Origin of the sequence: Ampullimonas aquatilis, assembly GCF_049675895.1 — a bacterium.
Lineage (GTDB): Bacteria > Pseudomonadota > Gammaproteobacteria > Burkholderiales > Burkholderiaceae_D > Ampullimonas > Ampullimonas aquatilis.
Window position 1 is genome coordinate 1,181,514 of record NZ_CP183834.1, and the last position, 24,754, is coordinate 1,206,267.

Here is a 24,754-nt window from a genome sequence, read left to right on the forward strand (position 1 = left end):
ACGTTTTGGATGATCCATCTGAAACGTCATAAAAAACGCCCTAAAAGGTATTTTTTGTGGAGTATAGGCATTTTTATGGTGCTTAAGTGCGTCAATATTAATGCTTTAAAAATACACTCGGTGTGTATATTTTTAAGTGGATGGTGTGCAATTGTGTTGCGAGCGAGCTTGACGAAGTAGTGCCATCAAACATGAGTCGATAAAACGAGCGCTTTTTTGCGATATCTAAAAACAGGTTGCCAATATGAGTCAAAGTATAGAAGTCAAAGTTCCCGATATTGGGGACTTCACGGAAGTGGCCGTGATTGAAGTGCTGGTCAAACCGGGTGACCGGGTCAAGGTAGACCAGTCGCTGCTGACGGTTGAATCAGACAAAGCCAGCATGGAAATTCCCAGCTCGACTGCGGGTGTGGTTAAGGAAGTCAAAATCCAGCTGGGCGATAAAGTCTCTGAAGGCACGCTGGTATTGTTGCTGGAAGCCGATGATGGCGCTGCTGTGGTGGCTGAGTCTGCGCCGGCACCGGCTGGTGCGGCGGCTGTACCAACTCCCGCGCCAACGCCCGTAGCCGCACCAGCATCAAACACTGCGCCAGCCTTGGTGGAAGTCAAAGTTCCCGATATTGGTGACTTTAAAGAAGTGGTGGTCATTGAAGTACTGGTCAAGGTGGGCGATACGGTCAAGGTCGATCAGTCCTTGATGACGGTCGAATCAGACAAGGCCAGCATGGAGATTCCCAGCTCGACGGCTGGCCTTGTCAAGGAATTGAAAGTGACGCTGGGTGACAAGGTTTCCGAAGGTACACCGGTACTGGTTTTGGAAACGACTGGTGCGGTGGCCACGGCGCCTGCCAGTGTCTCATCGGTGGCAGCTGTTGGGACAACTGTCGCGCAAGTGGCTGTGACGACGCAATCCAGAACAGTTCCAGCTGTGCCTGAAACCACGTCACCGGGCGGCGCACATGCCTCGCCATCAGTGCGCAAATTTGCCCGCGAGCTTGGTGTGCCCATTGAATTGGTTGTCGGTAGCGGCCCCAAAGGGCGGATTCTCGAAGACGATGTGCGGCAGTTTGTCAAAGGTGCGGTTGCCAAATCCCTGCAACCGGCGGTGCCCGCTGTGGCCGCAGAGGGTGCTGGGCTGGGCTTGATCCCCTGGCCCAAAGTGGATTTTGCCAAGTTTGGCGCGGTTGAAAGCAAGCCCTTATCGCGCATTAAAAAATTGTCGGGTGCCAATCTGCATCGCAACTGGGTGATGATTCCCCATGTGACCAATCATGAAGATGCTGACATTACCGACCTGGAAGCCTTGCGTGTGCAGCTTAATCGCGAGCACGAGAAAAAAGGTGTCAAGTTCACCATGCTGGCTTTTCTGATCAAGGCCTGTGTGGCGGCGCTCAAGCAGTTTCCTGAATTCAACGCTTCCCTGGAAGGCGATAATCTGGTGCTCAAACGCTATTACCATATTGGCTTTGCTGCCGATACACCCAATGGCCTGATGGTGCCGGTGATTCGTGATGCAGATCGCAAAGGCATCATTGATATCGCCCGCGAAATGTCTGAGCTGGCTGGCAAAGCGCGCGAAGGTAAATTGTCCGGTGCCGATATGCAGGGCGGATGTTTCTCAATTTCGAGCCTGGGCGGAATTGGCGGCACTTACTTCACGCCGATCATCAATGCGCCCGAAGTGGCCATTCTGGGCGTTTGCAAGTCAGCCATGAAACCAGTCTGGGACGGTAAACAGTTTGTGCCACGATTGATCTTGCCATTGTCTTTGTCTTACGACCATCGTGTGATTGATGGTGCATTGGCGGCGCGTTTCAACACCTATCTGGCCGCTGTACTGGCTGACTTCCGTCGGGTGATGCTCTGATTTGAGTGATTGAATCGCTGATTCACGATGCTGCTGGCCGTTTGGTCAGCAGCACAAATGTGTCAGTACGGTTTTTGCAGTAGAGCGCTTTGGCCTGGATGATGAGACATGTTTGCCAAGTTTGCCAATTGGCCGTGTCCCATCCGGTTGAATAGTGAGGGCAGTCGGCCCTCGTTGCGACAAAAACAAAAAGGTTTGGAAAATGAGTCAAATTATCGAAGTCAAGGTGCCAGATATTGGTGATTTCAAGGATGTGGAAGTTATTGAAGTACTCGTCAAGCCGGGCGATACGGTCAAGGTTGATCAGTCCTTGATGACGGTCGAATCAGACAAGGCCAGCATGGAAATTCCCAGTGCGGCTGCCGGAGTTGTAAAAGAAGTCAAAATCAAGCTGGGTGACAAGGTGTCGCAGGGCAGCCTGGCGGTCTTGATGGAAGTGGCCGAAGTGGTAGCGGCAAATGCGCCTGAAGCGTCGGTACCGGCTACTGCAACTGCCACCGGCAGTTCTGCGTCTGCAAAAACGGGTGAAACCATTCTGGCACCTGCCGCGACCTATGCCGGTGCGGTAGATGTTGAATGTGAGGTGCTGGTTTTAGGCGCTGGTCCTGGTGGCTATTCTGCTGCTTTCCGTAGCGCCGATCTCGGCATGGAAACTGTATTGGTGGAGCGTTATGCCACCTTGGGTGGCGTGTGTCTCAATGTGGGTTGTATTCCTTCCAAAGCCTTATTGCATGTCGCTTCGGTAATTGATGAAACCACTCACTTTGCCGATTTGGGTGTGACTTTTGCCAAACCTGAAATTGATATTGACAAGTTGCGAGCCCACAAATCCAAAGTGGTCGGCAAGTTGACGGGAGGATTGGCTGGCATGGCCAAAGCCCGTAAAGTCAAAGTGGTTCATGGTGTTGGTACTTTCATCGACCCGCATCATTTGCAAGTGCTGGCAACCGATGGCAGTAAACAGATTGTCCGGTTTGCCAAGGCGATCATCGCAGCGGGCTCACAAGCCGTCAAACTGCCATTCGTGCCTGAAGATCCGCGTATTGTCGATTCCACCGGGGCGCTCGAATTACGCTCTGTACCCGCACGAATGCTGGTGATTGGTGGCGGCATCATCGGGCTTGAAATGGCTACCGTTTATTCAACGCTGGGTGCCAGGATTGATGTGGTTGAAATGATGGATGGCCTGATGGCTGGTGCAGATCGGGATCTGGTCAAGGTCTGGCAAAAATACAATACAGGCCGTTTTGACAAGGTCATGCTCAAGACCAAAACGGTGGGTGTGGAAGCCAAACCAGAAGGCATTGCGGTGCGCTTTGAAGGTGAGCAAGCACCTGCTGAACCTCAGCTTTATGATCTGGTATTGGTCGCAGTGGGCCGCTCACCTAACGGCAACAAGATCGGTGCTGACAATGCTGGCGTGGCGGTTTCCGAGCGTGGCTTTATTGCTGTTGATAAACAGATGCGTACTAATGTGGCGCATATTTTTGCGATTGGCGATGTGGTTGGTCAACCGATGCTGGCCCACAAGGCCGTCCACGAAGCGCATGTGGCAGCGGAAGCAGCACATGGTGAAAAAGCCTTCTTTGATGCCAGCGTGATTCCATCGGTTGCCTATACTGATCCTGAAGTGGCTTGGGTAGGCGTGACCGAGGATGAAGCCAAGGCCAAAGGGATTGCCTTTACCAAAGGCATGTTCCCTTGGGCGGCGTCGGGTCGGGCGATTGCCAATGGTCGTGATGAAGGTTTTACCAAGCTGTTGTTTGACGAAGCTACGCATCGCATTATTGGTGGCGGCATTGTTGGCACGCATGCGGGTGACATGATCGGTGAAGTGGCTTTGGCGATTGAAATGGGCGCTGATATGGTTGATATCGGCAAAACCATTCACCCACACCCGACCTTGGGTGAGTCTATCGGTATGGCGGCAGAAGTGGCACACGGTACCTGTACCGACTTGCCACCGCAAAAGAAAAAATAAACTGTTGTGACGTTCTGAGTTCCATCAAGGCCGGATCAGATGACAATCATTTGATCCGGCTTTTTAGTTTGTGACGGGTGTTTTATTGCGTTTGCGGCAAAGCTTTGCCACACAACGGGCGCGCCGCCAGAGTTGCTTGAGCAGGCCGGCCGAATTTGAACGGGCGACTCGCCAATCATGAAACTGCTGTTTGATGGTCTGCAATCGTTGCCAGGCTGGGGTGGCTTTGAGCTGAGCGTAAAGGCGCTGCTTAAAGAGATCAAAGCGGGTGTAGAGCGTGGCAAACCAGCCAATACTGAGTAATTGGTTTTTGGTGAGGGTAAAGATCCGTGCGAGTACGGCAGTGCCGAGTAGTTTGGCCGCAATCAGAATGACCAGACCCAGGTTGATCCAACCGTGAGCGATCCAATAAGTCGCCAGTAAATTGACGGGTAACAGTGTGATAAAGGGGAGTGTGAAGCAGGCAAGGGCAGCATAGGGGGATAACTGGCCAAGCCAGCGCTCGATCTGGCTGAGTACCGGTAATTGACCGAGCCAGCTTAGTGCCAGGGAAAGTCGATCCCACAACCACTCTTCAAATAAAAGCGTTAGCGCTGCAATCCAGATCAAACTATTGATCAGCCATTTCTTCATCAAGACCTTTGCGGAGTGTTAACCATGGTTTAGGTGATAAAGGTAGCGTTTGGTTCAGTATGATGTGGAGACGGATTTGCTGGCGCTAAATAGAAAACGCCCACTTTTGTGGGCGTTTTACTTCATCTAAACCGGCAGACCGGTAAGGGATGATTATTTCTTTTTGGCAACAGCAGCTTGAGTTGCTTTTACTGCAGTGCTGGAAGCAGCGGCAAAGTTGGCTTCAGCAGCTTCAACAGCTTGTTTAGCGGCCTTGTTGATTGAGTCATAGGCATTGTTAGCAGCAGCAATTGCTGACTTAACAACGGCTACAGCTGTTTCTGAACCAGCTGGTGCATTTTTAGATGCGCTGTCAACCAGAGCGGAAACTTTTTTGCTGCTGTCAGCGATAGTGGCTTCGGCAACTTTAGTGAATTCGCTTTGTGCGCTAGCAGTAATGTCATACACGTGGCGGCTGTAAGCGGCCAGTTTTTCTGTCAAAGGCTGAACCAGGTTGGCTTGCAAAGACAGCAACTCTTGTACATCTTTAACAGACAGCAATGCATCAGCTTTGTCTTTTGACTCAGCGATGGTTTCTTTTACAACAGCCAGATTCAGTTCAACCAGTTTTTCAACACCTTCAAAAGCTTTGTGTGTCAGGCCGAAAAAAGTTTCGAGGTTGGCTTTATGAGCTGCTGCGAGTTGTTCAGGGGTAAAGAAAGACATGATTCCTCCGGTAAATTAATAGGGGTCAACAAAAAAACACTACACTTCACTTTACGAGGCCATTCAAGTCTGTGATCAGGGTACTGCACGTTTAGCGGCCTGCCGTATTTATTGCCATGCTTATTCACAAAATTAACTTTGTGCATCGCAACAATTTCAATTCTAGACATATTTAAAAGTTTGTCAATAGGTATTTGTGCGGTGCAACAAAAAACTTAATCCAGATCAAATTCTCGTGTACAAATTCGCATCTTTTTGGCTAAATCCAGCCTGTTTTTGACAATTGGACGTTTCTTGAAAGTCTTTTACAGCGATCATTTTGTCTTGCCATTACCTGTTGGACATCGTTTTCCGATGCTGAAGTATCGGATGTTGCGTGATCGTTTAAAGCAGGAAATACCGGCAATGGTGTTTGAAGAAGCCATTGCCGTTAGCGATGGTGTATTGGCGCTGGCTCATGACCCAGGTTATATCGATAGAGTGAATCAGGGCAAGCTCAGTGATGATGAAATTCGTTTAATTGGTTTCCCGTGGTCATTGGCTATGGTTGAGCGTTCACGCAGGTCGGCTGGCGCTACGGTGCAAGCATGCCGTCAGGCAATACAAGACGGTGTCTCAGCTAATTTGGCTGGTGGCACCCACCACGCATTCAGGGATCGGGGCGAAGGTTTTTGTGTTTTTAATGATGCTGCAATCGCTGCACGGCTGATGCAGACCGAATGGATCCAGCGAGTCGGGCAATCAAACCGTCAATCAAGCTGTAACGCTACCTTTAATGTGGCCATTATTGATCTGGATGTTCATCAGGGTAATGGGACAGCGGCAATTTTCAAAAATGATGAGAGCGTTTTTACGTTCTCTATTCATGGCGAACGAAATTATCCATTTGAAAAAGAATTCAGTGATATTGATATTGGCTTGCCAGATGAAACGGGTGATGCCATTTATTTGGCTGTCCTGGAAGAAAGATTGGCGCAGCTTTTTGAACGATTCAATCCCCATTTGGTCATTTATCTGGCGGGCGCTGATCCATCGGAAAATGATCGTCTCGGGCGCCTCAAATTGACTAAGGAGGGTCTGAAAAAGCGTGATTTGACGGTATTGACGCAAATGAAAGCGAGACAAATTCCGGTGGCAATTTGCATGGCTGGCGGTTATGCCAGATTGATTGACGACACGGTGGACATTCATTTCCAGACTCTTCAACTGGCGCATCAGTTTTTTGAGTCTGCCTAAATACTCCTGCATTCATATCAGATCAGAAAATCGCATTTAAAGTTGGCTTTGTCTTCATTTGCTTTAATTCATGTGCTTGTGAATTTTTAATTACTGAAGCCGGGTCAAACCAGCGCAGGTGAAATATTCAACTAGAAAATTAAATAAGTGATCTATGTAATTCATATTGCTAATTTTTTTTGTTTTGATACACTCCCATGGAGTAAATAATTCCTGGAATGGCAGTTTTAATTGTTAATTTATTCCTATAACAGGTTACTGTTTTGCCAGGAGTTTGCAACAGATGTAACTTCCCGCTTTATTTGCTTTACACACAACGGGGCGGATCGAGATCATATGCTCTTTGCCGTTATTGTGGAGTGCAGCTATGCTTCAAGGATCATTAAGCATGTCTAAATTAATTTCTTCGCGTCTATTTTGCCAATCTGCGACTCTGTTTTTAACGGGTGTGTTACTGGCGACCGGAGTGCAAGCCAAGACGGTACGTATTGCTAAACCCGCATCTGGCAGTAATCACATCATCAAGTCAGCCTATAAAACGACACCAGTGACTGCCAAAATCGGCATAGGACATATTGTTGCGACCAAGGTGACTCGCGAATCGTATAAAAAGGTCGTCATGGTGCATGGCCATGCACGAACCGTGACGGTATTGCGTGCCATTCCTGTTGCTGGTCTGATGATTGATCGGGAGCCTGCTACACCTAGCCTGGGGCATTTGATTGGTCTTGATCAAACAGAAGATCCGCTTGATCTGAAATCAAGTGCCGCGATTGTGATCGATCAGTCCAGTTCCAACGTGCTTTTGTCTAAAAATGCTGAAGCAGTCTTGCCTATTGCATCAATTACCAAACTGATGACTTCACTGGTGGTGCTTGAAGCCAATCTGCCAATGGATGAAATGATTGAAATCACGGATTCTGATATTGATCTGGAAAAGGGTACTGGTTCACGATTGAAAGTGGGGGCCGAATTAAGTCGTTCCGACTTGTTGCATCTTGCCTTGATGGCTTCTGAAAATCGCGCAGCTTCTGCGTTGGGTAGAAGTTATCCAGGTGGCTTGTCGGCGTTTGTTCGAGCGATGAATGCCAAGGCAGCGTATCTTGGGATGACAGGTACACATTACGTGGATTCAAGCGGATTATCCAGTCAGAACGTTTCCACCGCACAAGATCTGGCAAAACTGGTTAGAGCGGCTTATCAGCAGTCAACGATTCGTGAGTTTTCTACGAGCAGCTCCTATTCGGTGACGGTGTCAGGCCGCCCCTTGTCATTTCACAGCACTAACGGTCTGGTAGCCAGTCCGGACTGGGATATTGGTTTACAGAAGACCGGCTATATTTCCGAAGCGGGTAAGTGCTTGGTGATGCAGGTGAGAATTGCTGGCAAGCAAGTCGTGATGGTATTGCTTGATTCGCTCGGTAAATATACTCGTTTGGGCGATGCTGCACGAATCAGAAAATGGTTGGAAAGCCAAGGCTAGAGTGCCTTGGTTTTTTAATTGCTTATTTTGGTGCTTGTTTGTAGCCAAGTGCTGTTGAAATTTTCAGGGCTGATCGCTGTAGTTCTGACAGCCAGTCCTGCTGAAAACGGTCTGCTGGTGAAGAGATGGACAAGCCAGCAACCAGTCTGGTTGTATCATCAAAGATGCCAGCACCCATGCACTTCACGCCAATCTCAAGTTCTTCATTGTCTCGGCCATAACCTTCCGTTTTGACAGCTTCCAGTTCTTCTTCCAACTTGGTGAAATTGGTAATACTGTTTTTGGTATGACCTGCCAGTCCCGTTCTGGTGGCATATGCCCGAATTCGATTCGGTTCATCATCGGCCAGGAACAATTTGCCGGTCGAAGTTAAATGCAGGGGAGCCCGGCCCCCAATGGCTCTGACAACTTGCATACCTGAGCGCTCGCTGTAGGCGCGCTCAATATAGACAATTTCATCGCCTTGACGTACCGATAGATTGACCGTTTGACCCGTGAATTTGTGCAGATCACGCATTGTGCCGAGTGCCGCATCGCGTACAGAAAGCCGTTCCTTGACCAGATTGCCCAACTCAAGTAAGCGCATGCCAAGTCGGTAACTACCGGGTTCGGCACGATCAACGATTCGTCCGGAAACTAAATCATTCAAAATTCGGTGAGCTGTGGAGGGATGCAAGCCGCTTTCTTCAGAAAGTATTTTGAGGCTTACCGGATCTGCATGCCGAGACAGAATATCGAGCAGCAACATCAATCGTTCAATGACCTGAATACTGGTTTTGGAATCTACTATTTCTTTACTCATTTCATGCCCTGCTTAAGTGTTCCGACAATGCCAAATAGCATGCTATTAGTGGAGAGCTGAAAACGACTAATTAGCTTTACGTGGTTCAGAACTTTTATTTTTTATATTGTGAAATATAACCGCAATTTTGTAAGCTGGTCAATATGACATGGAAAGTCTTATTGGAGATAGTTGAAATCAATAGCTAAAATTTTGCAGTAACGCCGGTAAAAAACAGGACATCCGACTTCTTTTCATTGCCGGGAACCTGACCGCGGTATTTATGCAACAGACTGACCTGTAATCCCAGACCGCTGATCAGTTTACTGGTGACAGTCATCTCAAACAGGGAGCGATTGCCCTCACTACTGGTAACTTGAGGATAAATTGCCCAGCGTTGCCGAAAGATTGCTGAGTCGCTGAGTGTATAAGACCACTCATTGCCAATAAAACTCTCCATGCCTTTGTTGTCGGAGGCCACAATATTGTTTGTTACGGTATAGGCTACGCCGCTATATATATCCAACTGGTTGCGCTCATTGCGGATGAGTCGATATCCCAAGCCCGGGCCGATTGAATAACGTGAAGTGAGATCCTTATAAAGGTCTCGCTCAAGATCAACAGCCAGCAAAGTAAACCAATTATCATCAAAGTTACGTTCATAACGGCCTGATAACAAGCCACTGTTGGCTGATTCAACACCTTGGTTTTTGGCTCTAACAACTAAACCTCTGAGCAATAATTGGTCACGGTCGCGGGTTCGCAGTAAATCAACTTTCAAGGTTAATTGTGATGAGTTGGAATTACCGCGATTCAGACTCAAGCCACCACCAGCCGTACCAGTCCATTTACCTTTTTCACTGGCGGGAGTGATCGGCTTGAAGTAGGGAACGGTATTGTTGAGCGTTTGTTGGGCATATACCAAGCCGTTTGAGCCGATGTAGATGAGGCTAGTAAGAAAGAGGTGGCTTTTAAACGATATGAGCATGCGGATGTCCAGCATAGCCAGGGCAGGCCATGCCAGTGATTAAAAGTAGGGATTATTGAGCTGCTGGCGGTACATAGCCTTGGGCTGCATCGGCACCATCGCCGAAAAAATAATTATCCATTTGCCGTGCCAGATACTGTCGTGCCTTGGCATCGGCCAGGTTGAGACGATTTTCATTGACCAGCATGGTTTGATGTTTCATCCATTCAGCCCAGGCTTCTTTGGATACATTTTCATAAATCTTTTTACCCAATTCACCAGGATACGGTGCGAAATCAAGCCCATCAGCGTCTTTATTCAATTTGATGCAATGTACGGTTCTTGCCATGCTACTCTCCAGTTACAGTTTTTTGATTAATACTTGGGACTTGCGTTCCAGGCTATAGAATTTTTGTCGCTCATCAGGCAGATCAGTCACGCTGGCAGGAACAAAGCCCCGCTTGATAAACCAATGTGCGGTTCGTGTAGTGAGTACAAAAAGACGTTTCAGCCCAGCAGAACGAGCCCGCATTTCGATATGTTTTAACAGCTTTTCTCCATCGCCTGTACCTTGTGCTTCTGGTGCTACGGTCATACAGGCCAGTTCTCCGGTATCTGATCCAGGAAAACTATATAAAGCCGCACAACCAAATAACACCCGGTCATGCTCAATGACTGAAAATTTGTCGATATCGCGCTCAACTGCGCCACGACCACGCCGAACCAAAGTACCATCATTTTCCAATGGCTCAATCAGTTGGACGATGGCACCGACATCATCGATATCGGCTTCTCGTAACGACTCGATTTTTTCTTCCGAAATCATGGTGCCTACGCCATCATGCAAGAATAGCTCCAGCAGCACGCTGCCATCGATATTGAACGGTATGATATGGGCGCGCCGCACGCCGGCACGAATCGCATCAATGGAAAATTTGAGATAAAAAGCGTTATCAGTCAATAGAAAACCGGCAGTGAGTGCCCGTTGCGCGGCATCGACTGACATTTCTGCCTTGAAAACACCGTGCTCATCAGTAACACCCTCTGACTCAGTGATAAAGATGAGTTTTTCAGCGTTGAGCGCTATCGCCGCCTGAGCCGCCACATCTTCCATATTCAAGTTGAAAGCCTCGCCGGTTGGCGAAAATCCCAGTGGCGAGAGCAGCACAATGGCATTGGAGTCGAGTGCATGTCGAATGGCATCACTGGCGACCTTACGGACGATACCAGTATGGTCAAAATTAATACCATCCAGAATACCAACTGGACGGGCTGTAATAAAGTTGCCAGAAACGACACGAATGACAGCACCTGCCATGGGGGTATTGGGCAGTCCCTGGGAAAATGCGGCTTCGATATCAAGACGCAATTCACCGGCAGCTTCTTTCACGCATTCGAGGGCGGCGTCGTCGGTAATGCGTGTGCCATGCGAATAACATGACTCTATTTTTCGCAATTCCAGCTGCTCTTCGACTTGCGGGCGCATTCCGTGGACAATGACAATACGCATTCCCAGCGCTTGTAGTAGCGACAAGTCAAAAGCCAGTCCATTGAGGCCACCCGCCTTGACCAATTCCCCACAAAAGGCAACCACAAAAGTTTTGCCCCGAAATGCGTGGATGTAGGGGGCAACCGTTCTTAGCCAGTCAACAAATTGACTATGCGTGATGTCGCCCTGCAATTGCTGGGATGAGTTATCGGTGCCCGTCTGAGGCAGAGATGAGGAAGCAGTATCTTGATTCATGAGCCGATTATAATTTCGAATTCGTTATTGCCAGTATTCCAGAAGAACTCTTTGTCCAATAAACCTTCAATTACGCCCAAGACGCCGATTGACACTGGCGAGCAGCTGCTCAATCAGCCTGTCGTCAAGCCGCCTGATACCAATCGCAATGTCGTGCATCATACTCGACGGCATGAATCAAAACAGCCGCAGGCACGACAGGCTCAGACTGGTAATCCGGCACGCCCCCTCAACAAGCCATCTCAATCTCAACGTGTGCCGGTTTTCAATCCTGTGCCGCCATTGAGTTTTCCCGAGGCGTTGCCAGTATCAGGTCGTCGCGATGAAATCGCTCGTGCTATCAATCAGAATCAGGTCGTGATTGTTTGTGGTGAGACGGGTTCTGGCAAGACAACGCAGTTGCCCAAGATATGTCTCTTTATTGGACGCGGAGTAACCGGACTGATTGGTCACACTCAACCACGGCGGCTGGCAGCCAGTGCCACCGCTAAACGAATTGCTGAGGAACTGGGTACGCCCTTGGGTGAGAATGTTGGCTACAAGGTACGTTTTACCGATACCTTGAGCAAGGGTGCTGCCATCAAGTTGATGACCGATGGCATCTTGTTGGCTGAAACCCAGCATGACCCATTATTGCGTGCCTATGACACCATCATTATCGATGAGGCACATGAGCGTAGTTTGAATATTGATTTTTTACTGGGTTATCTGAAAGAGCTATTGCCCAGAAGGCCGGATCTCAAGCTCATTATTACCTCGGCAACCATTGATTCACAACGCTTTGCTCAGCACTTTGCCCAACATGGCAAGCCGGCACCGGTTTTTGAAGTATCGGGTCGGCTTTATCCGGTTGAAATGCGTTATCGCCCCTTTGATGAAGATAAGGATGAAGATGACAAAGCCTTGGACGTCTACGACGCCATTGCCGATGCAGTTGATGAGTTAAGCGGTGCAGGTCGCGGGGATATTCTGGTGTTTTTGCCAGGCGAGCGCGAGATTCGCGATGCGGCCGAAAAACTGCGGGGATCGGTTCGCCCGGGCACCGAAATTTTGCCCTTGTTTGCACGCTTGACTGCGCAGGAGCAAGAGCGGGTTTTTCATCCAAGTGGTGTCGGACAGCGGATAGTCTTGGCTACCAATGTGGCAGAAACGTCGCTGACCGTGCCAGGTATTCGTTATGTGATTGATACCGGTCTGGCGCGTGTCAAACGCTACAGCTATCGTAACAAGGTTGAACAGTTGCAGGTCGAGCCTGTCAGTCAGGCCGCAGCCAATCAGCGGGCTGGGCGTTGTGGTCGGGTGGCAGACGGGATTTGTATCCGGCTTTATAGCGAGCTTGATTTCAAAGGGCGTGCGCCATTTACCGATCCGGAAATTTTGCGTTCTTCACTGGCCCATGTCATTTTGTCGATGCAGTCCTTGCATCTGACCGATGTAGAGACTTTTCCTTTTATTGAAGCACCCAGCCCACGTGCGATAACGGATGGTTATCAGCTTTTGCAAGAACTGGGTGCAATGGATGAGGCGCGTCAGCTTACCCACCTGGGTAGGCAGTTGGCCAAATTGCCTTTGGACCCAAGGGTCGGGCGTATGCTGCTGGCCGCCAAGGAGCAACATTGCATCCATGAAATGCTGGTGATTGCCTCAGCACTGTCGGTGCAAGACCCACGTGAACGTCCGCTTGATAAACAGGAAGCGGCAGATACGGCGCACAAGAAGTTTGCTGACGACAAATCGGAGTTTGTCAGCTGGCTAAAAATCTGGACGTGGCATGAAGGATTATTGAATGATAAAAGTGACAAGGAATTAACCAATCGTCAGTTGCAGACCGAGTTGCGCAAGCATTTCATATCAAGCTCGCGTATGCGTGAGTGGCGCGATGTTTATAAGCAATTGCTGTCATTGGCGCAAGACCAGCAATGGTCACTCAATGATCGTCCTGCCAGTTATGAACAATTGCATTGCGCCTTGTTGACGGGCCTGTTGGGTAATCTGGGGTTTAAAACCGAAGAAGGTGGTCAGTATCTCGGAGCGCGTGGCATTAAATTTCAAATATTTCCAGGTTCTGCACTGGCTAAAAAAGGCGGGCGCTGGATCATGGCGGCGGAGCTGACAGAAACCACACGACTTTATGCTCGTTGTATTGCCCAGATTCAACCCGAGTGGGTGGAAAAGGTGGCCAGGCATCTGCTCAAGACCTCATTGGCTGATCCGCATTGGGAGAAAAAGGCACAACAGGTCATCGCCTTGGAGCGAGCTACCTTATATAGTTTACCGATTTACCTGAACCGGCGTATTCATTACGCAACCCGTAATCTGGCACATGCACGAGAGTTGTTCATTCGTGAAGGTCTTGTCACGGGTGAGTTTGAAAGTCGCTTGGCGTTTTATGCGCATAATCAAAAATTAATGGCCGAGATTGAACAGCTTGAACATAAGACCCGCCGGCCAGATGTGTTGGTTGATGAGGCCTTGATCTTTGCTTTTTATGATGCGCATCTGCCAGCCGATATTGCTCATACGCATGGTCTTGAACACTGGTATGCGCAGGCCAGTAAACATCAACCTGATTTGCTCAAGTTGTCACGTGATGATCTCATGCGCCACGAAGCGGCGGGTGTGACGTCGGACCAGTTTCCCAAGAGCATGGAGCATGCGGGTGTATTGATGTCATTGGCGTATCACTTTGAACCAGGCAATGTGCGTGATGGTGTGACCTTGACGGTGCCCTTGTATGCGCTCAATCAGGTCAGTGTGACGCGCTGTGAGTGGCTGGTGCCTGGCATGCTCAAGGAAAAGGTGCAGTTGCTGCTCAAGTCTTTGCCGCAAAAATTACGTCGTCATCTGGTGCCGCTGCCTGATTATGCGCAAGGTTTTTGTGAGCGCAGCATGCAAAGCAAGGCGCTACAAGACATGAGTCTGATTGATGCTTTGATCGCAGATGTGCGAGCGCAAACCACGCTCATGTTGAATTCTGCCGACTTCAAACTGGAAACCTTATCGGCGCATCATATGATGAACTTTCTACTGATTGATGAGCATGGCCGTCAATTGGGTATGGGGCGTAGTCTGGCAGCATTAAAGGCCGAGCATGGGCGCGAAGCGCAAGGTGCGTTTGCGCAGAAATTTTCGGCAGCATTGGCCGGGCAGGGTAAGGCTGGATTACAAACGCGAACCAGCACGTCATCAACCAATGAGACAGCCTCAGGTGCTGCGCCAACATCAGGTAAGTCGTCTGCCCAGCCACAGTCTGTTTTGCAAAGTACGGAATTAACTCAGGCATTGGAATCAGAACACATTGCGAGTTGGACCTTTGGTGTGTTACCCGAGTTACTGGAAATTCGGCGCGGTGGTTTGACTCTGATGGGCTATCCGGCCTTAAAGGATGCGCTCACACATTGCACGCTGGAAGTCTACGATGATCCTGATGAAGCGCGCCTGGTGCATCGGGCCGGGTTACGTCGACTGTTTGCCTTGAACCTGAAAGAGCAGCTTAAGGTGCTGGAAAAGAATATTCCCAACCTCACCAATATGGCGCTGCAATACCGCGATTTGGGTTCGCAGGATGAGTTGCGTGATCAATTGGTGGCCGTCACCCTGAATGAAAGCTGTTTGAAGGAACCATTGCCCTTGAATGCCGAGGATTTTGCTCAACGGATTATCGAGGCACGTTCACGCCTGGGCTTGCTGATTGCCGAAGTGTCCCGTTTGACGGCCAGTATCCTGACTGAATATGCGGCATTGCAACGCAAGTTGCCCCAAGTCAAAGCCAATAGGCCGGTTTTCGATGATATTACGAACCAGTTGCAGGCTTTGCTGCCTAAAGATTTTGTCCTGGTGACACCGTATGCGCAGCTGTCGCATTTTCCGCGTTACTTGAAAGCGGCGGTGATGCGAGTTGATAAATTCAAGGCTGATCCAGTGCGAGATCAGCAGCGACAGGCCGAGATGCAGCCGTTGTTGCAACAATGGCAACGGCAGGTCAGTGCGCAACGCAAGGGGGGCGGGCAGGTTGATCCTCGTTTGATTGAGCTGCGCTGGTTGCTGGAGGAGTTACGGGTCAATCTGTTTGCGCAGGAGTTGCGTACACCCATGCCGGTGTCGGTGAAACGCTTGCAAAAGGTATGGGAATCCTTGCAGCGTTAGAGGTTGAAAGTGCGCCGACCAGTCATGATTTTTTGATCACTTCGAGATGTGGCTTTTTGACGATTAAAGTGGGTGTATATTCATATTTGATAGGTCTTAGGCTAATATTATATAGGTACTTTAAATATACACTTGGGGTGTATATATTTGTGAGGAATCCAGATGCATTTGAAATTTTGCAAGACTCGCCAGGCCTTGGCGCAAAGTATTACTGCTACTTTAATTGGTGTCAGCATGCTGTTGGCTGGTCCGGTGCAAGCCAATGTGGTGGTGGTGTTGAACTCACGTGATGCCACTGTGAGTTTGCTGGATCAAACGACGCTGAAGGAAGTGGGTACTGTGCCAGTTGGCAAGGAACCCCATCATCTGATGGCAACACCCGATAACAAGTCACTGATTGTGGCCAGCTCGGTGGGCAATAAACTTTATTTTCTTGATCCTGTCACCGGGCAGCCCCAACGCACTGTCGACAATATTGTTGACCCTTACCAGCTCGCTTTTTCACCTGACCAAACACTCTTTGCCACGACGGCATTACGTCTGAACCGGGTCGATATCTATGGCTACGATGGTCAGAACTTTGTTCTCAAAAAACGCTTTCCCTTACCGGATACACCAAGCCATTTGGTCTTTGATGCCGAGGGCAAGTGGCTGTTTGTGACTCTGCAAGGCAATGACAAGATTGCCGGTATCAATGTACAGACTCAAGATGTGGTCTGGCAGATGAATGTGGGCAAACAGCCGGCTGGCATTACCATGACGCCTGACAACAAGTATTTGCTGGTAGGCATCATGGGCGAAAATTATGTCGATGTGATTGACTGGCGTACCCAAAAATCAGTCAAACATATCGAAACCGGCAATGGCGCGCATAACTTCCGTGCCATGGGCGATAAACGATTTGTGTTTGTCTCCAATCGGGTGGCCAACACCATTTCAAAAGTCGATATGCAAACCTTGACCAAGGTTGAAGACTATGCTGTGCCCGGTGGGCCTGACTGTATGGAAGTCTCGGCTGACCACAAGCAACTCTGGGCGACTTCGCGCTGGATCAAGCAGGTCAGTATTGTTGACTTGACCACTGGCAAGCTGGTCAATCAGGCACCGGTCGGACGCTCGCCGCATGGTGTCTATTTCTTTAACCGTGCTGCTAGTCAATAATTATTTTTACACGCATGCAACTACCATTTTTTGTCAGACAACTTCATTTAGCGATGGCCAGTATGGTTGTTGCCGGCATCATGACCTGGGTGAGTGCCAGTGCGGCGGATAGCTGCAATGGCACGGTCTATCTGACCATTGATACCGGCTCCATGAGCCAGGTTAAAACGATTGCCGATACGTTGAATCATTATCAGGTCAAGGCCACTTTTTTCATGGCCAATGAAAAAACGGTCAATGGTGATTATTCGCTTGACCCTGGTTGGGCTGACTACTGGAAGGCGCGTGTTGCCGAAGGCCACGCCTTTGGTACCCACACCTTTGATCATGTCTATATTCGTCGTGATGCGGCCAATGGTCATGTGATCGTCAAGCCGCAGTTTGGCGAACAGGCTGGCAAAGAGGTTGAATGGTCTGCCGCACAATATTGCAGTGAACTCAAACGCGTGGATTACCGCTTCAAACAACTGACCGGGCAGAGTATTGGCCCCATCTGGCGCGCACCAGGCGGCAAGCTCAGTCCCAATCTGCTAGCTGCCGGGCAGGCTTGTGGCTTTGCCCATGTGGGCTGGGCGCCTGCCGGTTTTTTGGGGGATGAGTTGCCTAGCGAAAGCTACCCCAATGATGTGCTGATCAACAAGGCTATTACCAATATCAAGGCCGGCGATATTCTGATGATGCATTTGGGTATCTGGTCGCGTAAAGATCCGTTTGCTCCTCATTTGGGCGAGTTGATTGTGGGTCTCAAGCAGCGGGGTTTGTGTTTTGATACCTTAAAGCATCATCCTGATTATCAGGCAGCCTTTGCCAAAGCCTCTTAAAATAACCTCATGCCATTTTGCGTTTAAGCCATTTTTATGAATGGTCCGACTCACCACCTTCGTCATGTCCCTCACCATCATTGAAACCTTTTTCACCTTTTTGCTTGTGCAAGTTGGCAATCTCGTTGCGCTGATTCAGGGGCAGTTGTTTGAAACTTTGGTTCAGCCAGCCATGTTCCAGCTGGGATTATCAGAGTACGTGGAAGCGGCCTTTGAGGGCACCGAGTGGTTTGTGATTGGTCTGCTGGAAATCAGTTTTCTGGCGTTGGTACTGCAGCCACTCGAAAAAGTTTGGCCAGTGGAGCGTAACCAGGATCGTCAATCGATTCGGATTGATATGCTTTATACCTGCCTGCATCGGCTCGGCGCTTTCACCCTGATTTTTTTCTTTTCCATTGATCCGTTGTTGGATCATCTCACGGCTTTCTTGCATCTTGAGGGTTTTAAACCATTCAACCTGGAAGATCTGTGGCCTGCTGTGACTGGGCATGCCTGGATCAGTTTTGTCATTTATCTGGTGGTGCTTGATTTTGTCGATTACTGGTATCACCGTGCCGAACATCAGTTTGACTGGTGGTGGAGCTTGCATAGTCTGCATCACAGTCAACGCAGCATGACCTTATGGAGCGATGATCGCAACCACCTGCTTGATGATCTGTTGCGTGATGTGACCTTTGCGCTGGTTGCCAATCTGATCGGCGTACCGCCCTCACAATTCATCTGGCTGGTCGTGTTGACTCGGGTATTGCAAAGCCTGCAGCATGCCAATTTACGCTGTTCATTTGGCTGGCTGGGGGAACGCTTGCTGGTTAGTCCACGCTTTCATCGTACTCATCATGCAATCGGTTTTGGTCATGAGGTTCATCATGACAAAATGGGTAGTACTGTTCGTGGCTGCAATTTTGGCGTATTGTTGCCAATTTGGGATATGCTGTTTGGCACGGCTGACTTTCGCAAAAATTTTGAAGCGACCGGTATTCGCGATCAATTGCCACCACCACTTGGTAAAGCACGTAATTATGGTCAAGGATTCTGGCAGCAACAATGGTTTGGTATCAAGCGGCTTCTGAATCAAGCATAATGGTTGTCTATCGACAGCCAATAACAATCAAGGAGTGACCATGAATGCGGTCGTCGGCGCGTTTGGTCGTGCCATTCTCTCGCAACTGCATATTCGCATGCTGCTGCTGACTTTATTGCCATTCATATTTACTGGTGTCGTGTGGGGTGCCGCCATGTATCTGGGCTGGAGCTTCATGACCAATTTTGTCGATACCATGTTATTGACATCGGGGGCGCGTGATTGGCTTGATCGCGGCCTGGGCTGGGTTGGTTTTCAATCCTATACGGTTTATCTGGCGCCATTTCTGATTGTGGTGCTGCTGGCTCCTTTAATTGTGGTCTCCGCCTTATTTGCCACTGCCATCATGGCAGTGCCAGTGTCATTGCGTCATGTCGGCTCTCGACGTTTTCCGCATCTTGAGCAAAAACGGGGTGGCGGTTTTTTGGGTAGTCTGATCTGGTCGCTCTGGTCCAGTGTCTTGTTTATGATTGTCTTTCTGCTGACACTGCCGCTCTGGTTGATTCCGCCATTCTTTGCCCTGATTCCTCCCTTACTTTGGGGTTGGTTGACCTATCGTGTGATGGCCTATGACACTTTGGCTGAACATGCCACATCTCAAGAACGCAAAATAATCTTTGAGCGCCACCGTGGCGAATTGCTGGCCATAGGCATCATTTGTGGATTGCTCGGTTCTGCACCAACCCTGTTTTGGGTTGCATCCATCAGCTTTTTTGTCTTATTCCCGTTTATTGCTGCTGGCACGTTGTGGATCTATGTGTTGATCTTCGTGTTTTCGTCGCTTTGGTTTGCGCACTTCTGTTTGGCGGCACTCGATAAATTGCGCAAGGAAGAAGCTGCCAATAAAGCGCAGTCCCAGCCTGATACGATAGATGTGGTAGCCACCATTCGAGATGAGCGTCCTGATACCTTATTACAGGGCGATGCCAATGCAGCACCCAATCCTCCGCCTTCTTCAACGCCTGGCAGCGGTAATCCGCCATCACTGCCTCCTGGTTTACCACGTACTCCTTTTCAGTAGGACATCATGAATTTCGGACTTTATATCATCGGCGACGAGATCCTTTCCGGCAAACGGGCAGATAAGCATTTGACCAAAGTGATCGAAATTCTTAATCGACGTGGTTTGCAGCTATCCTGGGCACAATATCTGGGTGATGATCCTGATCGACTAACTGCCGCATTTAAAACGTCCTTGGCTAGTCATGATGTGGTTCTTTCCTGTGGTGGCATTGGCGCTACCCCTGACGATCATACCCGCCAAAGTGCGGCGGCAGCCTTGGACGAACAAGTGGTTTTGCATCCGGAAGCGGAGCGCTTGATCAATGAGCGGATTGTCGAAATGAATAGTCAGCTCACGATTGCCGAAAATCAGCAGCGCATGAAAATGGGCGAGTTTCCTGAGAGTGCTGCCATCATTCCCAATCCATTTAATAAAATTCCCGGCTTTTCAGTCAAGAGTGCTACCTCGTCGCATTACTTCATGCCTGGTTTTCCAGTCATGGCCTGGCCGATGATTGAGTGGGTGCTCGATAATGAATACCGTACCTTGTTTAACAAGGTACGCCGTCAGGAAAAGTCGGTATTGGTCTATGAAGCACCTGAATCTGCTTTGACACCCTTGATGGTGAGTTTGGAAAAAGAATACCCTTTGATCAAGGTGTTCAGTTTGCCATCGGTTGGCGAACCAGCACGTGGCAAAGCCTTTGCCCGAAGGCATGTGGAGCTGGGCGTTAAAGGTGATCCTACGCAGGTCAAACCGGCTTTTGTCCGCTTAAAGGCCGAGGTGGCGGCCTTGGGATATGAAATGGGTTTAGAAGAGTTGCGTGAAATTTAATCTGGCTGATTGATCAAGCCGAAAGGGCATTTATTCTTGTTGTACTGAATCAGAATCAACGATTTAATTAACCTCGTTTAATTAACATTTTTTGCCTATTCTGATTCGTTCAAAAGCTGTTCAGTTTGTCGGTGCCATCAAGCACCAACCCATGGCAGCCCTTTGGCGCACCAACCACCTACGGTTTTGCGATGGCCTGCAGCATCTTTATCGCCTTCAAAACCTTCCAGAATGTTGTAGCAGACATAGCCATGTTCAGTGGCTAATCTGGCTGCACCATCTGAGCGTACGCCGCTACGACACAAAAAGAATATAGGTGTATTGCTTTTTAGCTCATCAGCCAAAACTGCGCTGAGCTGATCAAGAAATTGTTCGTTGCGGGTACCACCTGGGTAGGTATTCCATTCAATGTGATGATGAATATTGGCATTTTTATCCGCACTGAGTTTGATCATACCCACCCAATCCCGTTCGGCTTTGGTGCGCACATCGACTAGCAGTGCTTGCGCCAAGTTTTCCAGAAGTTGGTAGGCTTCCTCAGATGTCACTGCGCCGGCATAGGGCAAATTCAAATCATTTTTCCGTATTTGTGCAGTTTCCATAATTTGTTCGGCTTGACTCATCTTTTATTTCCTTTATAAAAACGAAATTGAACTGGGTAAGTTCAAAATAAGTGCACTTGCACACAGTTGGTGCGAATTATTTGCACCAACTGTGTGCATCAATCTGATGTGCGCATGCACCAAATAGCATCTATTGGTGTCGGCTCTTTTGTGCTGGCGCACTATTCAGTGCCAATTATTGGGCATACAATCTGCTATCGTACACCTGATTCTTTTTGCAGTGAATGACAACAAAAAGAACAAGCTGTGTGCACTGGCTAAGAAAAAATACAGGGAGCCCAGAAATTCTGTTGCCTTGCATTGCCAGCACTCACTTTTAAACATCTCAAGGTACTTACAGGAGAATTGCATGTCCAAGACCGCCGCAGACGTACTCAAGTTTGCGAAAGAAAACGAAGTTAAATTCGTGGATTTCCGCTTTACAGACACTCGGGGCAAAGAACAACACGTATCCGTGCCAATTTCTCAGTTCGAAATGGACAAGTTTGAATCGGGTCACGCTTTTGATGGTTCTTCCATTGCTGGCTGGAAAGGTATTGAAGCCTCTGACATGATTTTGATGCCGGATCCTGATACGGCCAATATCGATCCTTTCCGAGATGAAACGACGTTGATTTTAACTTGTGACGTCGTTGAACCTGCTGATGGCAAAGGTTATGACCGTGACCCACGTTCCATTGCCAAGCGTGCCGAGGCTTATTTGAAATCCAGTGGTCTGGGTGATACTGCCTACTTTGGTCCAGAGCCAGAGTTCTTCATTTTTGATGGTGTACGCTGGAATGTGGATATGTCCGGTTGCTTCGTCAAAATTGATTCCGAAGAGGCTTCCTGGTCTACCGGTGAAAAAATCGAAGGTGGCAATATGGGTCACCGTCCTGCTGTCAAAGGTGGTTACTTCCCAGTTCCTCCAGTCGACAGTTTCCAGGATATGCGCTCAGAAATGTGCCTGATTTTGGAATCCATGGGTGTGCCAGTTGAAGTGCATCACCATGAAGTGGCTGGTGCAGGTCAGAACGAAATTGGTACCAAGTTTGCCACGTTGACGCAACGTGCTGACTGGACTCAGATTCTGAAGTATGTGGTTCACAATGTGGCTCATTCTTACGGAAAAACGGCGACTTTCATGCCAAAACCCGTTGTTGGTGACAATGGTTCAGGTATGCACGTTCACCAGTCCGTCTGGAAAGATGGCAAAAACCTGTTTGCTGGTGATGGTTATGCTGGCCTGTCCGAGTTTGCGCTGTATTACATCGGCGGCATCATCAAGCACGCTCGCGCCTTGAATGCGATCACTAACCCGGGTACCAACTCCTACAAGCGTCTGGTGCCAGGTTTCGAAGCTCCGGTTAAACTGGCTTACTCAGCTAAAAACCGTTCTGCTTCTATCCGTATCCCTTACGTGGCCAATCCAAAAGGTCGTCGTGTAGAAGCTCGTTTCCCTGATCCACTGATGAACCCTTACATTGGCTTTGCTGCCTTGTTGATGGCTGGTCTGGACGGTGTTGAGAACAAGATTCATCCTGGCGAAGCTGCCAGCAAGGATCTGTACCACTTGCCGCCAGAAGAAGATAAATTGATCCCAACCGTTTGCTCTTCACTCGATCAGGCGCTGGACTATCTCGACAAAGGTCGCGGCTTCCTGACTAAGGGCGGCGTGTTCTCTGACGAGATGATCGATGCTTACATCGAACTCAAAATGCAAGAAGTGACTCGTTTCCGCATGACAACTCACCCAGTTGAGTTTGACATGTACTACAGCCTGTAATTTTTTGCATTGCTGAGTAGTAAAAAAGGCGGGTTTGTCCCGCCTTTTTTATTGGTTGCAAAAGCAATCAATGCCGATACTCACCTAAGGTATGTGGCAGAATACCCTGGCTTAGGTGCGATATATCTATCTCTATAAATATACAGATGGGGTGTATCAATCTGATTAGTGTTAATGAATGGACGCTCATTTTATTTGTCAAACGGTTCGGTCTTTTCTGCACTAGTATGGCGACAGGCAAACTAAAATGCCTGATTACTCCGAATGACTCTCATACTGTCTTTATGAATTCTTCAATTATTTCAGCACCGCTTCGTACAGTTTTGCTTCCTCTCTGCTTGATGACTATGCTGTGTGGTATGGCCAGGGCCGATGATGTCTATGTCTGTACGGACGATTATGGCAATAAGACTTACCAGAATATGGCTGGCGGTAAAAACTGCAAGCGGGTTGATCTGCCGAATGTGACGACGATTCCGGCACCCAAGGTCAAGGCTGGGGCGAGTTCAGGTTCCTCTTCGGCCAGTTCGCCATCCGGTTTTCCAAAAGTTGATCCAACCACGCAAAAGTCGCGTGATACCGAGCGCCGTCGTATCCTGGAACAGGAATTGGCTGGCGAGGAACAAAAGCTCGCTAACCTGCGTCAGGAGTACAACAATGGTGAGCCCGAGCGGCGTGGTGATGAGCGCAATTACCAGCGTTATCTGGATCGTGTCAGTCAATTGCGCGAAGATATTTCCCGTACCGAGAATAACGTGTCTTCCCTGAAGCGTGAACTTGGCAATCTGAAAGACTGATGCTTCATTCCTGTTGGCGATACGCTGACTGATCCTTGTTTTTATCGGTGTGCCTATGATTGGCTTTAATTCTTCAAGCTATGCCGGCCTTGAGTTGCTGGCATCCATCATCCTGGTTGTGGATGGTCAGCATCGAATCAAATACGTGAATCCAGCCGGTGAGCTGGCCCTGGGTGCTTCGCGCAAGATTCTCTACAAGTGTGGCCTGGAAGACGTCTTTCTCAATACGATCGAGATGGGTGAGGTGATTGCTGACGTGGTGGCCAATAAGTTCAGCAACAAGCAACAGGAAATTACCCTGGATCGAATTTTCAATCATGAACAATTGCATGTGCACATGATTGTCAGCTTCATGGAGACGCCCAAGAATCATGTGATCATCGAGTTGCGTGAAAACATGCAGCAGATTCGCGTCGATCGTGAAGAGCGCATGCTGGATCAGAGTCAGGCCAACAAGGAGTTGATCCGTAATCTGGCGCATGAAATTAAAAATCCCTTGGGTGGAATCAGAGGTGCGGCCCAGTTGCTGGAGTTTGAACTGGAAGATCGCGATCTCAAAGAATATACGCAGGTCATCATCAAGGAAGCAGATCGCCTGCAAACCCTGGTAGATCGTTTATTGGCACCCCACCGACGACCGCATCTGGTTTCCGACGTCAATGTTCATGAGGTGTGTGAGCGTGTGCGTTCATTGATTCTGGCGGAATTTCCTGCGGGTCTGGTGATTGAGCGCGATTATGATTTGTCCTTGCCAGAGTTTCGTGCCGACCGCGAGCAGTTGATTCAGGCAGTCTTGAATATTGCCCATAATGCCGCTCAGGCACTAGCTGAAAAAATTGCAGAAGGCACGGCGAAGATTGGTTTTGTGACACGGATTGCGCGTCAAGTAACCTTCGCAAAAACCCGTTACAGATTGGCATTGGTCTTGCATGTCACCGATAACGGTCCGGGGATACCGGAAGAAATCAAAGACAAGATTTTCTTTCCTTTGGTAACGGGCCGCGAGGGTGGAAGTGGTTTGGGATTGACCTTGGCGCAGACATTCATTCAACAGCATCATGGCATGATTGAATGTGAAAGTAGACCAGGCAGGACCGACTTTCGCATCATGTTGCCGCTGCTGTGA

20 protein-coding genes are annotated in these 24,754 nt (G+C 49.0%); 13 read left to right on the forward strand and 7 right to left on the reverse strand.

Going from position 1 to position 24,754, the window contains the following annotated elements; translation table 11 throughout:
- Positions 1-244 precede the first annotated feature (244 nt).
- Positions 245-1,867: a dihydrolipoyllysine-residue acetyltransferase gene (gene aceF / locus ACMYR3_RS05445; RefSeq protein ID WP_424195261.1), complete on the forward strand. Its 1,623-nt coding sequence runs from the start codon at positions 245-247 to the stop codon at positions 1,865-1,867.
- Positions 1,868-2,069: 202 nt separating this feature from the next.
- Positions 2,070-3,848: a dihydrolipoyl dehydrogenase gene (gene lpdA, locus ACMYR3_RS05450; protein ID WP_424195262.1), complete on the forward strand. Its 1,779-nt coding sequence runs from the start codon at positions 2,070-2,072 to the stop codon at positions 3,846-3,848.
- Positions 3,849-3,911: 63 nt separating this feature from the next.
- On the opposite strand, the gene ACMYR3_RS05455 is transcribed toward lpdA, so the two are convergent.
- Together ACMYR3_RS05455 and ACMYR3_RS05460 are read right to left on the reverse strand one after the other, a co-directional pair.
- Positions 3,912-4,481 carry a hypothetical protein gene (locus ACMYR3_RS05455; protein WP_424195264.1) on the reverse strand — a complete coding sequence of 190 codons (570 nt, stop codon included), beginning with the start codon at positions 4,479-4,481 and terminating at the stop codon, positions 3,912-3,914.
- Positions 4,482-4,634: 153 nt separating this feature from the next.
- The gene (locus ACMYR3_RS05460; RefSeq protein ID WP_424195266.1) at positions 4,635-5,186 is read right to left on the reverse strand and encodes a phasin family protein; all 552 of its coding nucleotides are present in this window, start codon (positions 5,184-5,186) and stop codon (positions 4,635-4,637) included.
- A 294-nt stretch (positions 5,187-5,480) separates the two neighbouring features.
- Between ACMYR3_RS05460 and ACMYR3_RS05465 the strand changes: the two genes are divergently transcribed.
- Both ACMYR3_RS05465 and pbpG read left to right on the forward strand, forming a co-directional pair.
- Positions 5,481-6,422 carry a histone deacetylase family protein gene (locus ACMYR3_RS05465; protein WP_424195268.1) on the forward strand — a complete coding sequence of 314 codons (942 nt, stop codon included), beginning with the start codon at positions 5,481-5,483 and terminating at the stop codon, positions 6,420-6,422.
- A gap of 388 nt (positions 6,423-6,810) precedes the next feature.
- A complete protein-coding gene (gene pbpG, locus ACMYR3_RS05470) occupies positions 6,811-7,905 on the forward strand; it encodes a D-alanyl-D-alanine endopeptidase (RefSeq protein WP_424195270.1) in 1,095 nt (364 codons plus the stop codon).
- Between the two features lie 22 nt (positions 7,906-7,927).
- Here the strand turns inward: pbpG and ACMYR3_RS05475 are convergent, their stop codons facing one another.
- From ACMYR3_RS05475 to argA, 4 genes are all read right to left on the reverse strand, one after another.
- Positions 7,928-8,707 (reverse strand): IclR family transcriptional regulator, encoded by a 780-nt coding sequence (locus ACMYR3_RS05475; RefSeq protein ID WP_424195272.1) that lies wholly within the window; start codon positions 8,705-8,707, stop codon positions 7,928-7,930.
- A gap of 184 nt (positions 8,708-8,891) precedes the next feature.
- Positions 8,892-9,674: a DUF481 domain-containing protein gene (locus ACMYR3_RS05480; protein ID WP_424195274.1), complete on the reverse strand. Its 783-nt coding sequence runs from the start codon at positions 9,672-9,674 to the stop codon at positions 8,892-8,894.
- Positions 9,675-9,726: 52 nt separating this feature from the next.
- The gene (locus ACMYR3_RS05485; protein ID WP_424195276.1) at positions 9,727-10,002 is read right to left on the reverse strand and encodes an oxidative damage protection protein; all 276 of its coding nucleotides are present in this window, start codon (positions 10,000-10,002) and stop codon (positions 9,727-9,729) included.
- Between the two features lie 12 nt (positions 10,003-10,014).
- A complete protein-coding gene (argA, locus tag ACMYR3_RS05490; protein WP_424195278.1) occupies positions 10,015-11,397 on the reverse strand; it encodes an amino-acid N-acetyltransferase in 1,383 nt (460 codons plus the stop codon).
- Positions 11,398-11,550: 153 nt separating this feature from the next.
- Between argA and hrpA the strand changes: the two genes are divergently transcribed.
- The 6 genes from hrpA (at position 11,551) to ACMYR3_RS05520 (ending at position 20,443) form a co-directional block, all read left to right on the forward strand.
- Positions 11,551-15,543, forward strand: coding sequence for an ATP-dependent RNA helicase HrpA (gene hrpA / locus ACMYR3_RS05495; protein ID WP_424196382.1), 3,993 nt, complete (start codon positions 11,551-11,553; stop codon positions 15,541-15,543).
- Positions 15,544-15,705: 162 nt separating this feature from the next.
- Positions 15,706-16,704, forward strand: coding sequence for a beta-propeller fold lactonase family protein (locus ACMYR3_RS05500; protein WP_424195280.1), 999 nt, complete (start codon positions 15,706-15,708; stop codon positions 16,702-16,704).
- Between the two features lie 53 nt (positions 16,705-16,757).
- Positions 16,758-17,525 carry a polysaccharide deacetylase family protein gene (locus ACMYR3_RS05505; protein ID WP_424195282.1) on the forward strand — a complete coding sequence of 256 codons (768 nt, stop codon included), beginning with the start codon at positions 16,758-16,760 and terminating at the stop codon, positions 17,523-17,525.
- 64 nt (positions 17,526-17,589) lie between these two features.
- Positions 17,590-18,606: a sterol desaturase family protein gene (locus tag ACMYR3_RS05510; RefSeq protein ID WP_424195284.1), complete on the forward strand. Its 1,017-nt coding sequence runs from the start codon at positions 17,590-17,592 to the stop codon at positions 18,604-18,606.
- A 40-nt stretch (positions 18,607-18,646) separates the two neighbouring features.
- A complete protein-coding gene (locus ACMYR3_RS05515) occupies positions 18,647-19,627 on the forward strand; it encodes an EI24 domain-containing protein (protein WP_424195286.1) in 981 nt (326 codons plus the stop codon).
- A 6-nt stretch (positions 19,628-19,633) separates the two neighbouring features.
- Entirely contained in the window at positions 19,634-20,443 is an 810-nt protein-coding gene (locus ACMYR3_RS05520) for a competence/damage-inducible protein A (protein ID WP_424195288.1), read from the forward strand.
- Positions 20,444-20,580: 137 nt separating this feature from the next.
- Here the strand turns inward: ACMYR3_RS05520 and ACMYR3_RS05525 are convergent, their stop codons facing one another.
- A complete protein-coding gene (locus ACMYR3_RS05525) occupies positions 20,581-21,066 on the reverse strand; it encodes a rhodanese-like domain-containing protein (protein WP_424195290.1) in 486 nt (161 codons plus the stop codon).
- A gap of 349 nt (positions 21,067-21,415) precedes the next feature.
- On the opposite strand from ACMYR3_RS05525, the gene glnA reads away from it, so the two are divergent.
- The 3 genes from glnA to glnL all read left to right on the forward strand — a co-directional run bounded on the left by glnA (position 21,416) and on the right by glnL (position 24,754).
- A complete protein-coding gene (glnA, locus tag ACMYR3_RS05530; protein WP_424195292.1) occupies positions 21,416-22,831 on the forward strand; it encodes a type I glutamate--ammonia ligase in 1,416 nt (471 codons plus the stop codon).
- A gap of 347 nt (positions 22,832-23,178) precedes the next feature.
- Complete coding sequence (locus tag ACMYR3_RS05535) at positions 23,179-23,628, forward strand: DUF4124 domain-containing protein (RefSeq protein ID WP_424196384.1); 450 nt, start codon at positions 23,179-23,181, stop codon at positions 23,626-23,628.
- A 55-nt stretch (positions 23,629-23,683) separates the two neighbouring features.
- Positions 23,684-24,754 carry a nitrogen regulation protein NR(II) gene (glnL, locus tag ACMYR3_RS05540; protein ID WP_424195294.1) on the forward strand — a complete coding sequence of 357 codons (1,071 nt, stop codon included), beginning with the start codon at positions 23,684-23,686 and terminating at the stop codon, positions 24,752-24,754.